Source organism: Actinoplanes sp. CA-252034 (assembly GCF_050956125.1).
Taxonomy (GTDB): domain Bacteria; phylum Actinomycetota; class Actinomycetes; order Mycobacteriales; family Micromonosporaceae; genus Actinoplanes.
Window position 1 is genome coordinate 1046893 of sequence record NZ_CP191846.1, and the last position, 14260, is coordinate 1061152.

The 14260-nt window shown below is 71.0% G+C and carries 10 protein-coding genes and 3 tRNA genes; 10 read left to right on the plus strand and 3 right to left on the minus strand.

All coding sequences use genetic code 11. The features are described from left to right. Window positions 1-32: 32 nt before the first annotated feature. Window positions 33-581: a sigma-70 family RNA polymerase sigma factor gene (locus tag ACQPZW_RS04905; protein ID WP_433793638.1), complete on the minus strand. Its 549-nt coding sequence runs from the start codon at window positions 579-581 to the stop codon at window positions 33-35. A gap of 65 nt (window positions 582-646) precedes the next feature. On the opposite strand from ACQPZW_RS04905, the gene ACQPZW_RS04910 reads away from it, so the two are divergent. From ACQPZW_RS04910 to ACQPZW_RS04945, 8 genes are all read left to right on the plus strand, one after another. Further along, on the plus strand, window positions 647-2302 hold the full coding sequence (locus ACQPZW_RS04910; RefSeq protein WP_433793639.1) for a copper resistance CopC/CopD family protein: 1656 nt from the start codon (window positions 647-649) through the stop codon (window positions 2300-2302). A gap of 158 nt (window positions 2303-2460) precedes the next feature. Continuing rightward, window positions 2461-6387: a hypothetical protein gene (locus ACQPZW_RS04915; RefSeq protein WP_433793640.1), complete on the plus strand. Its 3927-nt coding sequence runs from the start codon at window positions 2461-2463 to the stop codon at window positions 6385-6387. A gap of 59 nt (window positions 6388-6446) precedes the next feature. Beyond that, a complete protein-coding gene (locus tag ACQPZW_RS04920) occupies window positions 6447-7517 on the plus strand; it encodes a winged helix DNA-binding domain-containing protein (protein WP_433793641.1) in 1071 nt (356 codons plus the stop codon). Between the two features lie 237 nt (window positions 7518-7754). Next, window positions 7755-8312 (plus strand): oligoribonuclease, encoded by a 558-nt coding sequence (orn, locus tag ACQPZW_RS04925; RefSeq protein ID WP_433797425.1) that lies wholly within the window; start codon window positions 7755-7757, stop codon window positions 8310-8312. Between the two features lie 77 nt (window positions 8313-8389). After that, window positions 8390-8465, plus strand: a tRNA-His gene (locus ACQPZW_RS04930). 165 nt (window positions 8466-8630) lie between these two features. Next, complete coding sequence (locus tag ACQPZW_RS04935) at window positions 8631-9890, plus strand: GH12 family glycosyl hydrolase domain-containing protein (protein ID WP_433793642.1); 1260 nt, start codon at window positions 8631-8633, stop codon at window positions 9888-9890. An 80-nt stretch (window positions 9891-9970) separates the two neighbouring features. Then, complete coding sequence (locus ACQPZW_RS04940; protein WP_433793643.1) at window positions 9971-10489, plus strand: SigE family RNA polymerase sigma factor; 519 nt, start codon at window positions 9971-9973, stop codon at window positions 10487-10489. Beyond that, window positions 10482-11255 (plus strand): hypothetical protein, encoded by a 774-nt coding sequence (locus ACQPZW_RS04945; protein WP_433793644.1) that lies wholly within the window; start codon window positions 10482-10484, stop codon window positions 11253-11255. Before ACQPZW_RS04940 ends, ACQPZW_RS04945 begins: the two co-directional genes overlap by 8 nt. A 58-nt stretch (window positions 11256-11313) precedes the next feature. Here the strand turns inward: ACQPZW_RS04945 and ACQPZW_RS04950 are convergent, their stop codons facing one another. Then, a complete protein-coding gene (locus tag ACQPZW_RS04950) occupies window positions 11314-12495 on the minus strand; it encodes an Ig-like domain-containing protein (RefSeq protein ID WP_433793645.1) in 1182 nt (393 codons plus the stop codon). Between the two features lie 209 nt (window positions 12496-12704). Then, entirely contained in the window at window positions 12705-13922 is a 1218-nt protein-coding gene (locus tag ACQPZW_RS04955) for an Ig-like domain-containing protein (RefSeq protein WP_433797426.1), read from the minus strand. Window positions 13923-14061: 139 nt separating this feature from the next. On the opposite strand from ACQPZW_RS04955, the gene ACQPZW_RS04960 reads away from it, so the two are divergent. Together ACQPZW_RS04960 and ACQPZW_RS04965 are read left to right on the plus strand one after the other, a co-directional pair. Next, window positions 14062-14134 (plus strand) — tRNA-Lys (locus ACQPZW_RS04960). A gap of 50 nt (window positions 14135-14184) precedes the next feature. Further along, window positions 14185-14257: transfer RNA gene (locus tag ACQPZW_RS04965), tRNA-Lys, on the plus strand. Window positions 14258-14260 lie beyond the last annotated feature (3 nt).

Consider the following 14260-nt stretch of genomic DNA (forward strand, 5'->3'; position numbering starts at 1 on the left):
GCAGCATCTTCACAGGACCAGAGGCGGAAGTCCTAACTCGCCCGGGCTTGTGCCACAGCCTCCATGAGCTCGTCGCGGGCGCGGGCCACGCGGGAGCGGATGGTGCCGACCGGGACCGACTCCACCTCGGCCGCCTCGGCGTAGGACAGGCCCAGCACCTGGGTCAGCAGGAACGCGGTCCGCCGGTCCTCACCGAGCCGGCTGAGCAGGTCGTTGCTGCTGAGCCGGTGTGCCGGGTCGGGTGCCGGCGCCTCGACGGCGGCCTGCGCCGCGAGCCGGGCGTCGAGCCGACGGCGGCGCACCACCGAGCGCAGGTGGTCGGCACAGGCGCGACGGGCGATGCCGAGCAGCCAGGTCCGCACGCTGGACCGGCCGGCGAAGGTGTCCAGGGCTCGGAAGGCCCGCAGGAACGTCTCCTGGGTGAGGTCGTCGGCGGCGCCCGGGTCGACGAGCGCCGCGGTGAACCGCCAGACCTCGGCCTGGGTGGCGCGCACGAAGGCGGCCTGCGCCGTCCGGTCGCCGTCGCGGGCGGCCAGGGCCAGCGCGGTGGTCTCGTCCGTTTCTCCGTCGCCTGCCGTCACGAGGCGTCATGGTACGCGCTCAGGCAATGCGAGTGACGATCTGGAACCATGCAGGGATGCCAGTCATGACCATGAACCGACGCCGGGTGACGACAGCGCTGGTCGGGCTGTTGATCGGACTCTTCGGGTCGCTGCTGGCAGCGGCGCCGGCGAGCGCGCACGCCGCTCTGACGGGCAGCGACCCGGCCGCCAACTCCGTCGTCCCGGATGCGCCCAACCGGGTGACGCTGAAGTTCAGCGAGTCGGTGCAGTTGATCGCGGGCAAGATCCGGGTGCTCGCGCCCGACGGCTCCCGCGCCGATCAGGGCGAGCCGACGGTCAGCGGCACCGAGGTGACGATCCCGCTGCGCCCGGGCGGCGCCCGCGGGACCTACCTGGTCACCTACCGCGTCACCTCGGCCGACAGCCATCCGGTGGCGGGCACGATCACCTATTCGGTGGGCGCGGCCTCGACGCCCCCGACCGGCGGCGATGATGCGAACGTCACGGTGGATCCGCTGGTCAAGGCCCTGATCCCGGTCGGCAAATATATGGGGTACGCGGGACTCGTGCTCCTGGTCGGCCCGGTGCTGGTGCTGGCGCTGCTGTGGCCGCACCGGCTGGAGCGGCGCGGTCCCGGCCGGCTGGTCTGGACGGGCATCGGACTGGTCGCCGGCAGCACCCTGCTCGGCCTGTGGCTGCAGGCGCCGTACACGTTGGGAACCGGCCTGTTCGACGTCACGGTGAGTGACATTCGCGATGTTCTCGGCACCACCTTCGGGGCGGTCATGCTGGTCCGGCTCGGTGTGGTGGCGGCCGCCGCGTTCCTGCTGCGCCCCCTGCTCGACGGGCCGGGCGGGGGAGAGTCGCGGCTCGACCTGGCGCTGCTCGGCGTGCTCGGGGTGGCGGCCCTCGCGACCTGGCCGTTGACCGGTCACCCGACCGCCTCGCCGGTTGCCGGGGTGTCGGTCGTGATCGATGCTCTGCACCTGGCGGCGATGGCCGTCTGGGTGGGTGGCCTGGTGATGCTCTTCGGGTTCCTGCTGCCCCGGGCGACCGGTCGCGAGCTCGGCGCGATCCTCCCGATCTGGTCACGCTGGGCGATGACCGCGGTGGGGGTGCTGGTCTTCGCGGGCGTGGTGCAGGCGCTGATCGAGGTGTCCGACGTCGATGGGCTGCTCAACAGCACGTACGGCCGGATGATCCTCGCCAAGATCGGCCTCGCGGCGCTGGTGATCGGTGTCGCGGCCTTCTCCCGCAAGCTGGTGGGCAAGCGGGCCGACGACGACTCGCCCGGCCCGCTGCGCCGGATCGTCGCGGCCGAGCTGGCGATCATCGTGGTCATCCTGGGCGTGACGTCCTTCCTGGTGCAGGAGCCGCCGCCGCGGACCGTGCAGGCCGCCGAGAGCGGGCCGGCCTCCACCACGGTCTCGCAGACGCTCACCTCCAAGGACATGTCGCTGCAGGTCAGCATCTATCCGGCGGCGGTCGGGAACAATTCGATCCACCTGTACGCGTACACGCTCGACAGCAAGCCGCTGCCGGTCGTGGAGTGGAAGGCGACGGCCGCGCTGCCGGCGAAGGGGATCGAGCCGATCGAGATCCCGCTGCTGCGGATCACCGACTTCCATGCCATCGGCGACATCGGGCTGCCGCAGGCCGGGGAGTGGACGTTCAAGTTCACCGCCCGGACCAGCGAGATCGATCAGGACACCCTGACGATGACCGCCGATATCTCCTGACGTTCCACGCCGCCTGTCGCGTGCTCGGCGAGGCCCGGCCCCTGCGGGGGTTCGGGCCTCGTTTCACATCTATCGGGGAACGCGTGCTGATTTGACCACTTTGGGGTTATTTGCGTCTGTATGGTGCGCGAGGTAAGGCCCGGGAAGGGGGAGAGAAGATGCGGGTGTTCCGCACGATCCTCGGCATGCTGTTACTCACCATCGGACTGCCCACACTGCTGGGCGGCGGCGGGCTGTGGGCGGTCATGCAGCATCGCGACCCCGGCGGCGCGTTCACCGGCGAGCTCCAACGGCTCACCGTCCCCGGATACGCCGTCGTCATCCCCGACGTCGACCGGCTCCTGCGCGACGACGCCCCGTTTGCCCGCATCGGCGACACCCAGCTACGGCTCTCCGCCGCCACCGTCGACGGCCGTGCGTTCCTCGGCCTCGCGCCGTCCGACGCGGTCGCCCGCTACCTCAACGGTGTGCCGCACACCCAGGTCGACTCCATCGACATCGGCACCGGGCTCCTCCCCGTCACCACCTCGCGTGTCGGTGGCCGCGGCGCACCCGTCGGATCGCCCGGACAACAGTCGTTCTGGACCGCCAGCGGGCCCGGCCTGCTCAGCCTCACCCCCGCTGAGCTCACCGACCGTCCGTACAGCCTCGTCCTGATGAACCCCGACGGCGCCGCCGTCCTCCGCCTCGCGGTCGTCGCCGAGGTCCGCCCCGGCTGGCTCGGCTCCAGCACCTGGGGCCTGCTCACCCTCGGCACCCTCCTGATGATGGCCGGCGTGACCGTCCTCGTCTGGCCGGGCCGTCGCCGCGAGGTCGTCTACGTCGTCGAACCCAGCCAGGTCCCCGAGCTGATGCACGCCATCGGCGCCCCCCTGCCCCTGCCCGGCGGAGTCGCCTACTTCGCCGGCACCCGCAACGGCGGCGCCCACCGCCCCCGCACCCTCGCCGACGTCCGCCCCCGCCCGCCGGCTCTCCCGCAGTTCGCCTGGCCGCCGAACGCCCCGGGCACCCGCACCCCCGAACTCCCGGCAGGCGGGCCCGTCACCCTCGCCACCGCAACCCTCGACCCCACCCCCGGCGGTACGGCCACCGACGACACCTTCGACGAGGAGGACCCCGGTGCCGGCTACCCCGTAGGCGCTGCGCCCGCCGGAGTCCTCGCCGCCCCCGCCGTCCCGTCGGCGGGCCGCAGCCCCGATTCCACCGGAATCTCCACAGCCACCCTGACCCCCGCGGCCCCCTCCGGCCCCTGGACCCCGACCGCCACCTCTTCCGCGGCGACCTCTTCCGCGGTGACCTCTTCCGCGGCGACGTCTTCCCCGGTGACCTCTTCTGCGGCGACCGTTTCCGCGGCCCCCTCTTCCACCGGTTCCTCCTTCGCCCCCGCCCGAACGCCTCTCGTCGGGGCGTCGGGGACGGGTGATGCGGACGCCGCCCCCACCGGCGCGCGCACGCCGGCCCCCGGCCAGCCGCTGAGCATGCTCGGTGAGGCCTCGACCCTCGCCGGGCTCCAGGCCGGCCAGGTCCCCGCCCGCCGCGGCGACCGGCGCCCGCACACCCCGGCCGAGCTACCGCAGTTCCAGGCCACCGCGGTCGGAGCCTGGGTCGCCGCGACCGCCCCCGAACGCGCCCGCCAGACCGAGGCCCGTGCCGCCGCCCGCCTGGCCGAGGCCGCCCGCCGTAACGCCGGCAAGTTCACGCCCACCCAGCCCGGCAGCCGCAACACATCGCCGAACGTCCGCATCCCGATAGCCGCCCCCCGCCGCGACAACGGCGACCTCCCCGCCGCGGCTCCGAAGGACACCTCCGCCTCCACCACCCCACCCGAGGCCACAGCCCTCGAGACCACAGCCCCCGAGACCGCAGCTGTCGAAGCGGCCACCGCACCCGTAGCCCCTTCGCAGGCCGCACCCTCTTCGGTCGTCGCCGCTTCGGCCGCCGGCCCTTCTCCGACGGCTTCCTCGAACAAAGCAGCTGCTCCTTCAGCCGCCGCCTCCTCTCCTGCTGTCGCTGCGTCGTCGGCTGGGGCTGCTTCGTCCCTCGCTGTTCCTTCGTCGGCCGGCGGACCTTCTTCGGCTGCCGTGCGATCCGAGGCCCCCACGCCTTCCGAGGCCCCCACGCCTTCCGAGGCCCCCACGCCTTCCGAGGCCCCCACGCCTTCCGAGGCTGCCGCGCCTTCCACGGCTGGCGCGCCTTCCGAGACGGCGGCGGCTTCCGAAGCTGTCATCACGCGCATCGCTGTTCACACCGGTCCAGCGGTGACCGACTGGATCGCTACCGGGACCAGCCGCATCGGCACTGCTCGCAGTCCCCGTCCTGGCCCGCGTCCGTCCCCGAGGTCCCCCGCCGCCCCGAGCCGTCCCGCGGAGACGGCCAAGGGTGCGGCCCAGGCGCCGCCGCAGAAGAAGTCCACGCCGGACAACACCTCCCCGCGGCCCTCGAACGGTGCCCGGGCCGACGACACGGGCGCGGGTTCCGCCAGCGCGCCGCCCGAGTGGCCTCCGCGGGGGAGGCGAGCCGCCGACGCCCCGACCGATCGACCAGCAGCCGAGAGTGACACCGCCCCGGCGAAGCAGCCCCGAGCCGGTGCGCCGAGGCAGCCCTCACCCAGCGAGGGACGCGGAGCGATCGTGCCGGAGGGCGGGACACCGGAGGAAGTCGCCGAGCAAACGGTCCCGCCCGCGGGCGGAAGGACGGATGGGTTTGACGCTTCGACTTCCGCCGGCTTGACGGGCTCTGTCGCGGACGGCGACCCGGCCGCCGCTGACGTGATCACCGAGACCGGCGGCGTCCGTGCGTCGATCCATGCGGTGGAGACCCCGATCCCGGCCACGGAAGAGTCCGCCACCCGGCCGTCGACGGGCGTCCACACCGTGGAAGAGACCGTTGCCTCCGATGAGGAGGTCCCTCAGCCAGGATCGGCGACGAGGGCCACACCAGCGCCGATGGCGACAGGAACGGCGGCGGCGACGGGAACAGCGACGGGAACGGGAACGGCTGGATCGGGAACGGCGGCGGTAATCGCGAGCGGTCCGTCGTCGGCCAGGCCCGGACCGGCTCGGGCCGTGCGGCAATCCAGCGAGCCCCGGCGGTCGGTGCACGCAGTGGAAGCGGATGGCTTGACCACTCTGCCGAGGAAGCCATCGCCGGTTCCCACTCGGGGCACTGCCGCACCCTCGCGGCACATCCCGTCCGAGCGCCCCGGCGAAGCGGCTCCGAAGGCTACCGGCGAGCCCATCGCGAAGACGGCGGCGGTGACCGACGACGGGCCGAAAGCAGCGGAGGTCACCGAGGCAGCCGAGCGCAGACCGCAGGTGGCCGAGGCGACCGAGAGCAGGCCGCTGGCGGCTGGAATGACCGGGGGCCAGCCGCAGTCGGCCGAGGGCGAGCCGCAGTCGGCCGAGAGCAGGCCGCCGGCGGCGGGAACGACCGAGGCGCAGCCGCATGCGGCCAAGGTGGCCGGGGGCAAGCCGCATGCGGTCGAAACGACCGAGAACAGGCCGCAAGTGACCGAGAGCAGGCCGCAATCGGCGGGAGTGGTCGAAGACCGGCCGCAGCCGGCGGGGGTGACCGAAAGCAACACGGCAGCGAAGAGCGGGAGCGAACCGCGGACGGCCGGGGTGAAGGCGGGCAGGGCACGGGCGGCCGAGGACGCCGGCACCGCGGCTGCGGCGGGGGAGAAGGGCGCGGCGAGGCGGCCCCGGAAGGCGACCGGGGGCAAGGGCGGCGGGGACGATCTGGTGGCCCGGGCTCAGGGGCGGGCTGCCGGCGGGGCGGCCCCGGCTCGGCCCGCGCCGACGGCACGGCGCGCTCCGGCCGCCTGGATCAAGGCCGCCGAGTCGGTGGCCGCGCGTGCCGGCCAGGCGAACAGCGGGACGGCGGCGGGCGTACCGGAGGAGGACGCGCCCACCGGGAGCCCGGTGTCGCCGTCGTCGGCGAGCCGGCTGCTCAGCTACCGCGAGGAGGCCGCCGAGTTGCTGGCCGGTGCCGGGGACGGCGAGCGTCGCCGGCGTCGGACGGTCGGTGGCCGGAGTCGTTCCAAGTCCGACCCGCAGCCGGGTCCGGTGGACCAGGAGAAGCAGTAGCCTTGCGGTCCGCTGCTTTGCGGTCAGGAAGTGGCCGCAGAAGCGCTTAGCGTCGAGGCATGACAGTCCTCTCCACGCGCGTCCTGAACCGGACCTACCTGCGGCGCCAGATGCTGGCCGACCGGGCTCCACGTGGCGCTGCCGAGATCGTCGAGCACCTGGTGGCGGTGCAGGGGCAGGAGTCGGACGCGCCGTATCTGGGGCTGTGGGCACGGTCGGCGGAGTTCGCGATGACGGACCTCACCGGCCTGCTGACGGACCGGACGGTGGTGCGCAGCGCCCTGCTGCGCGGCACCCAGCATCTGTGCACCGGCGACGACTACCGATGGCTGCGGCCGACGATGCAGCCCGCCCTGGAGCGGATGGCGGGCCGGGCGGGACGGCTCGGCGGCTGTGATCCGGAGGCGTTCGACGCTGCGGGCCGGGAGGTCATGGCGGAGGGGATGCTGACCCGGCCGGAGATCGCCCGGCGGCTGGCGGCACGGTTTCCGGAGGCGGACCTCGGCGAGCTGGCTCTGGTCGTACACCTGCGATTTGCTCTCCTGCACCCGCCGCCCGCCGGGACGTGGGGGCATCGCGGGCGGGTCGGATGCGTTCTGGCCGAGGATTATCTGGGGCGTCCGCTGGACGCCGCGCCGAGCGCGGAGACGCTGGTGTTGCGCTATCTGGCGGCGTTCGGGCCGGCGTCGGTGAAGGACGTCCAGGTCTGGTCGGGTCTGACCCGCCTGGCGCCGTTGTTCGGGACGTTGCGGCCGCGGCTGCGGGTCTTCCGGGACGAGAACGGCATCGAGTTGTACGACCTACCGCACGCGCCGATCGAGGACGAGGACGCGCCGGCCCCGGTGGTGTTGCTGCCCGAGTTCGACAACGCGGTCCTGGGGCACGCGGACCGGTCGAGGATCCTGCGTCCGGATGACCGGCCGCTGGTGATGCCGGGCTGGTCACAGGTGCATCCGACGGTGCTGGTGGACGGTTTCGTGGCGGCGACCTGGTCCCGGAAGGGCCCGCTGGTGGAGATCGCCCCGTTCCGCCCGTTGACGGCCGCGGATCGCTCGTCGGTGGAGGCGGAGGCGGAGCGGCTGGTGGGGTTCGTGGCGCCGGGTGAGAAGCCGCAGGTCCGGTGGGCATGAAAGAGCCCTCCGTGCTGCCGACACGGAGGGCCCTTTACCGGGGGGAACGGAGTAACCGAAGGGGGGCTTCGTCCGTTAAGTACACTTTACCCGGCATTCGGCGAAGTGGGAAGTCCGGGCAACAAACCGGACAAACAGCACGTTGAGCGGCTGTGGCCTCGTACGTGCCGAACAACGGCGTGCCGCCCGGCGTAGGCTGTCGGCGTGGCGGATCTTCTGGTGTGGATCGACTGTGAGATGACCGGTCTCGACCTGGGCAAGGACAAGCTCATCGAGGTCGCGGCCCTGGTCACCGATCCGGAGCTGAATGTGTTGGGTGAGGGCGTCGATCTGGTCATCCATGCCGATGACGCGGCGCTGGACGCGATGCCGCCGGTGGTGCGCGACATGCATGCCAAGTCGGGCCTGACCGACGAGGTCCGGCGGTCGGCGATCACCATGGCCGAGGCGGAGGAGGCGGTCCTGGCGTACATCAGGGAGTTCGTGCCCAACCCGCGGACCGCGCCGCTCTGTGGCAACTCCATCGCCACCGACCGCGGCTTCCTGGCCCGGGACATGCCGGCGCTCGATGCCCACCTGCACTACCGCATGATCGACGTGTCCTCGATCAAGGAACTGTGCCGCCGGTGGTACCCGCGAGTGTATTTCGGGCAGCCGGCCAAGGGCCTCTCGCACCGGGCGCTCGCCGACATCCGGGAGAGCATCCGCGAGCTGGAGTACTACCGTCGCACGGTCTTCGTTCCCCAGCCCGGGCCGGACGTGGAGGCGGCGAAAGCGGTGGCGGCGGAGCTGTAGGGAACCCGCTCGACGGGACCCCCGGGGCAGTCGTTATGATTGGTCGGCACCGCGGGGTTGGTAACCGTCAGGGCATGGTGGTCGTAGCTCAGCTGGTAGAGCACCGGGTTGTGGTCCCGGGGGTCGCGGGTTCAAGTCCCGTCGATCACCCCATGTGAAAGGCCTCGTCTACGGACGGGGCCTTTTCGTTGTAGTTCTTTCGGTGGACTCGCTCCCATATGGTGAGCGGCCGAAAAATTTCTCGTGGGAGCGCGCAACCTTTTGCGGTCGTCGAGCCACAGGGGTGTGGATCACTCGTCGTCCCCAGGAGCTCCCCTCATGCTCGCCAAGCGCATCGTCGTACCGCTCTCGGTGCTGGCCGTCGGCAGTGCGGCCGCCGTCGTCGGTGTCCTCAACGCCGATGCCGCCGAGGCCACCGGCTGTTCGGTCACGTACTCCGTCGTCAACCAGTGGGGCTCCGGGTTCACCGGCGACGTGAAGATCAAGAACACCGGCGCCACGACCATCGACGGCTGGAGACTGGATTTCGCCTTCCCGGCGGGACAGCTTCTGGCCGGCGGCTGGAACGGCTCCTGGAGCCAGAGCGGCGCGCGGATCGGCGTGACCGACGCGGGCTGGAACAGGACGATCACCCCGGGCGCCACGGTCACCGTCGGCTTCAACGGCGGATGGACCGACGGCAACGCGGTACCCACGGCGTTCACGGTCAACGGGGTGACCTGCGGCGCAGTGGCCACCACGGGCTCGCCGACGCCCTCTCCCGCGGTCTCGAAGGCGCCCACCACTTCGGCGCCGGTCTCGAAGACGCCCACGGCTTCCCCGTCGGTGTCGAAGGCGCCCACCGCTTCCCCGACGGTCTCGAAGACGCCCACCGCCGCCGCCAAGGGCGCCGAGAACTGCACCGACTATGCGGCCCTGATCCGCGGTGGGTACTGGGTGAACAACAACGTCTGGGGCAAAGCCGACGGCACCGGCTCGCAGTGCGTCTGGGAGAACGGCCTCAGCGGCGACAGTCTCAGCTGGGGTACCAGGTGGACCTGGGCCGGCGACAACACCAAGGTCAAGTCGTACGCCAGCGCCGTCCTCGGCTGGCACTGGGGCTGGAAGGTCCCCGCCGGCACGGGCCTGCCGGTCCAGCTCAGTGCGGGTAAGGCCGTCGACGCCGACTGGAACTTCAAGGTCACCCAGTCGACGGCCAACGTGATGAACGTCGCCTACGACCTGTGGCTGCACGACATGGCCAACCCGGACTGGCAGAACAACCCGACCGACGAGGTCATGGTCTGGCTGTACAGGTCGGGTGGGGCCGGGCCGGTCGGCACCAAGCAGGCGACCGTGACGATCGCCGGCACCACCTGGGACCTCTACAAGGGTGACATCGGCTGGAAGGTGTACTCGTTCGTGCGTACCTCGAACACCTCGGCGGCCGACCTCGACCTGGCCGACTTCACCGACGACCTGGTGGCGCGAGGCTGGCTGGCCAAGACCAAGTATCTCTCCAGCGTGCAGGCCGGCACCGAGATCTTCACCGGTTCGGGGCAGCTCGACACCACCGCGTACTCCGTGAAGATCGGCTGATCTCGGTCGCCCCGGGCTCGTCCCCACGGCCCGGGGCGACCGTCGTTCCCCCTAATCCCCTGACGGTCAGGAACGGTCCCTTGTCCGAGATCGGTACCGAATACGCCTTCCGGCGCTTCTTCGACGACCATCACACCGACCTGTCGCGGCTCGCCTACCTGGTGACCGGCGACTCGCAGGCCGCCGACGACCTGGCCGCGGACGCGTTCGTGGAGGTGTGGCGGCACTGGGAACGGGTCCAGGCCGCGGACAGCCCGATCGCGTACGCCCGCGGCATCGTGACCAACCTGGCCCGTCAATGGATCAAGAAACAGACCAGGGAACGGTCCGGGCTGCTCCGGCTGGGCCTGCTGCGCCGCGAGCGCGGCGAGAGCGACACCCCCGCGGTGCTCGATGTGCGGGCGGCCCTGCAGCGACTCCCGCAACGCCGCCGCGAATGCGTGGTCCTGCGGTACGCGTTCGACGTGCCGGAGCGGGACGTCGCCACGATCCTCGGCATCTCGGTCGGCGCGGTGAAGAGCCACACCTCGCGGGGCGCCGCCCAGTTGAGTGAGTTCCTCCGCGGGATGCCGCTGATGATGGGAGGCCACCATGGCTGAGCGCCCACAGTCCGACCTGGGCTCGGTGCTGCGCCACGAGGCCGAGCGGCACCTGCCCGACCGGGACGTCATGCTGACCCGGATCGTCCAGCGGCGTACCGAGCCGGCCCCGAGCCGGTGGGTGTGGTCGTTGCGGCCGGTCGCCGCCGCGGCGTCGGTGGTGGCGACCCTGGTCGTCGGGTTCGCCGGCATCAGGCTCGCCGGCGACCGTCCCGAGCCCGAGCGGGACCGCGCCCCGGCGGCCGGCGAGGACTCGCCGGCGCCGTCGTCGTCCCCGGCGGCCCGCAGCAAGGCGCCGGCCCGTGAGGGGCCCGGGCGTGAGGAGCCGGTGGAGAGGCGGCCACCGCCCCCGGCGACGGTCACCCCGACCTGGCGGCCGGTGGACGGGTTCCTCAGCTCGGCCGCGGTCGTCGACGGCCACTCGATCGGGACGTGGGCGCAGGGCAACGTCACTCTCACCACCACCGCGACGATCACCGCGCTGGACGTGGTGATCACTGTGGCGAAGACCGCCGAGGTCCAGGAGGCCGGCAGGTGGACGACGATTCCGGCCGACATGGTCACCACGGCGGTGAGCGAGGAGAAGGAACGGCTCGTCTACCGGTTCACGCTGAGACAGGGCACGCTGGCGCCGGGCAGCTATGTCTTCGCGGTGCAGTACACCCATGCCGACGGCGAACGTGACCCGGCGCGCGACACCTACGGGGCACTGGCCACCGCGGGCGGGCGACAGGCCGGTGTGACCGGCGCCTTCCCGGCGACATGACGAGGGCGGGCCCCGATGATCGGGGCCCGCCCTCGTCCAAGCCGTGGGAGAAGAGCCGTCAGCTCAGGTAGCTGCCCTTCTTGTACTCTTCCCAGCTCATGTTCCAGTTGGTCCAGCCGTTGCCGTTCTTCAGCTTCTCCTCGGTCCCGGAGACGGTGATCACGTCACCCATCATGGTCCGCTGGAACAGCCACTCGCCCAGCGCCTCGGAGACGTTGACGCAGCCGTGCGAGACGTTGCGCTTGCCCTGCACGCCCTCCGACCACGGGGCGGCGTGGATGAACTGGCCGCTGTACGTGATGCGCTGGGCCCAGTCGATCGGCGTCTTGTAGCCGTTCACCGGGTCCTCGTCGGTGGTGTCGAAGACGGTGTGCGCCGCCTTCTCCATGACGACCATGGTGCCGCTGGAGGACGGGGTGCTCGACTTGCCCAGGCTCACCGGGATCGTCTTGATGACCTTGCCGTCCTGCTTGACGGTCATCTGCTTGGTCTTGTTGGAGACCGTCATGATCATCTCGCGGCCGATGGTCAGGTCGACGGTCAGGTTGGACCGGCCATACCACCCGTCACCGAGCTGCACACCCTTGAGGTTGACGCTGTAGAAGACCTTCGAGTTGGCCTTCCAGTACGTCTTGGGCCGGAAGTGCACCTCGGTCGCGCTGATCCAGCGCCAGGTGCCCTCCTGTGCGGGGGTCGCCGTCACCACCATGCGGCGCTCCACCTCGGCCCGGTACTTCTCCGGGATGGCCCGCCCGAACTTCATGATCAGCGGCATGCCGACGCCGACCTTCTGCCCGTCGGCCAGGAAGCTGGTCGCCCGCACGACCTTCGACGGCTCCTTCATGGTGGTGAAGGTGCTCGTGGCGGTGTTGGTCTTGCCGTCGGCCGCGGGCGTGCTGACGTTCACCGTGTATTTCGTGTTCCACGCCAGGCCCTCGGCCGGGCGCCAGACATTCGCGTCCTTGTCGACGGTGCCCTTGACCTCTTTGTCCTTGGCGGTCACGGTGACCTCGGTGTTCGCCGGGTCCTCGCTGCTGTATTTCACCTCGGACCAGAGCTCGACACTCTTCGCGTCGGCCGCGGGAGACGTCACCGCGACGGTGCTCAACGTCGGCTCGGCCGCGGGGGCCCGCGACGCGGTGGTCCCCTCGGGAGTCTTGCCGCCGCCCTGCCAGGAGGGCTCGTCGTCGCCGCTGCACGCGGCGGTCAGCAGCAGAGTGCTCGCGAGCACCGCGGCCACGGCGAGACGCAGACGCCCTCGGCGGGCGGCCGGCGCTGACCGCTCTGCCGACCGAATTCCATCCATCTCCATGGTCCCCTCACGGCGTCGTTCTCCTCGGCGCCCAATAGTGCTCCAAAAACAGCGTCGCACCAATCCCGGTTTCGTGCCGTGACCGGCCTTACGCCATCGATGTACCCCGCCGGGGAGAACGAACCACGAGGAGACCCCTAGAGGGCGCTGCCCTCCTTGAACTTCTCCCAGCTCACGTCCCACGGCGTCCAGCCGTCGCCGTAGCCCAGCTCGTCCCCGGTGCCCTTCACCACGACCGGGTCGCCGATCAGCGACTTCTCGAAGAGCCAGCGGGCGTTCGACGGGGACACGTTGACACAGCCGTGTGACACATTCGTGCGTCCCTGCGCGCCGGTCGACCACGGAGCCGAGTGGATGTACTGACCGCTCCAGGTCAGTCGCTGCGCGTACTCGATGTCGGTGCGGTAACCGGCGGCGCCGTCGGTGTCGGTGGTGTCGAAGACGGTCGCCGCCTTCTTCTCCATCACCACCATGTGCCCGCTGGACGACGGGGTGCTCTTCTTGCCCAGGCTCACCGGGATCGTCTTGACCGTCTGGCCGTCCCGCAGGACCGTCATCTTCTTCGAGGCGTTGTCGACGTTCATCTCGAACTTGCGGCCGATCTTCACGGTCGCCGAGCGGTCCTGGTCGCCGTAGCGTCCGCCGCCGGTGGGCAGCCCGCCGACCGCGATCCGGACCTTCATCGCCGTGCCGGTCTGCCAGTACTCGGGGGCCCGGTAGTAGGCCTGCGTGCCGGCCGCGGTCCACGACCAGACACCCGGCTGGGCGGGCGACGTCTCGACGAACATGCGCTTCTGCACGGCGGCCCGGTCGGCCTTCTTGATGCCCGGGTTGAACTCGACGACGACCGGCATGGCCACGCCGTAGGTGTTGCCGTCGAACAGGTACAGACCGGTCCCGGTCTGCCGGCCGGGCGCGCCCATCGTGGTGAACGACGTGGCCGCGGTGGTGCTGCTGCCGTCCGCGCCGGTGGCGACGACCTTGGCGGCGTACTTCTGCTGGGTCTTGAGAGGCTTGTCCGGCACCCACGCCGACTTGTCCTCACGCAGCTTGCCGGAGACCGCCTTGCCCTTGGCGTCGGTGAGCGTGACCGAGGACACCTCGCCGCCGCTGACCTTGACCCCGATCTCCGCGCTGACCGGCACGTCCTTCTTGTTCGCAGCCGGCGTGATGGCCAGCGTCACCGGCCCGGCGGCGGTCGTGCTCTCGGTGGCCGGGGCGGACGCGCCGGAGCTGGCGCCCGCGGAGGGGCCCGGCTCGGCGAAGGCCGGTTCGGATTCGTCGCTGCACGCGGCGGTAGAGGCGATCAGGCCGATCGCCATGATCGTCGCCAGTGAGCGGCGGAGGACAACCATCGTCAAGCCCCGTTCTTTAGTTCTCAGCGCAGACATACTGACGCATCGGTGCAAGCGACGGGTCCCCCTTCCGGTGGTTAGCGGCCGATTTCGAGGATCTTCCGAGCCCGTGCTAACGTTTTCCTCGTTGCAGGGCAGAGCGCTGCTAGCTCAACTGGCAGAGCAGCGGACTCTTAATCCGCGGGTTGTAGGTTCGAGTCCTACGCGGCGCACTCTTCCTGCTGACAACCGATGGGTGTGTTAACGTTCTGCCCGTCATAAGGCGCTGCTAGCTCAACTGGCAGAGCAGCGGACTCTTAATCCGCGGGTTGTAGGTTCGAGTCCTACGCGGCGCACAA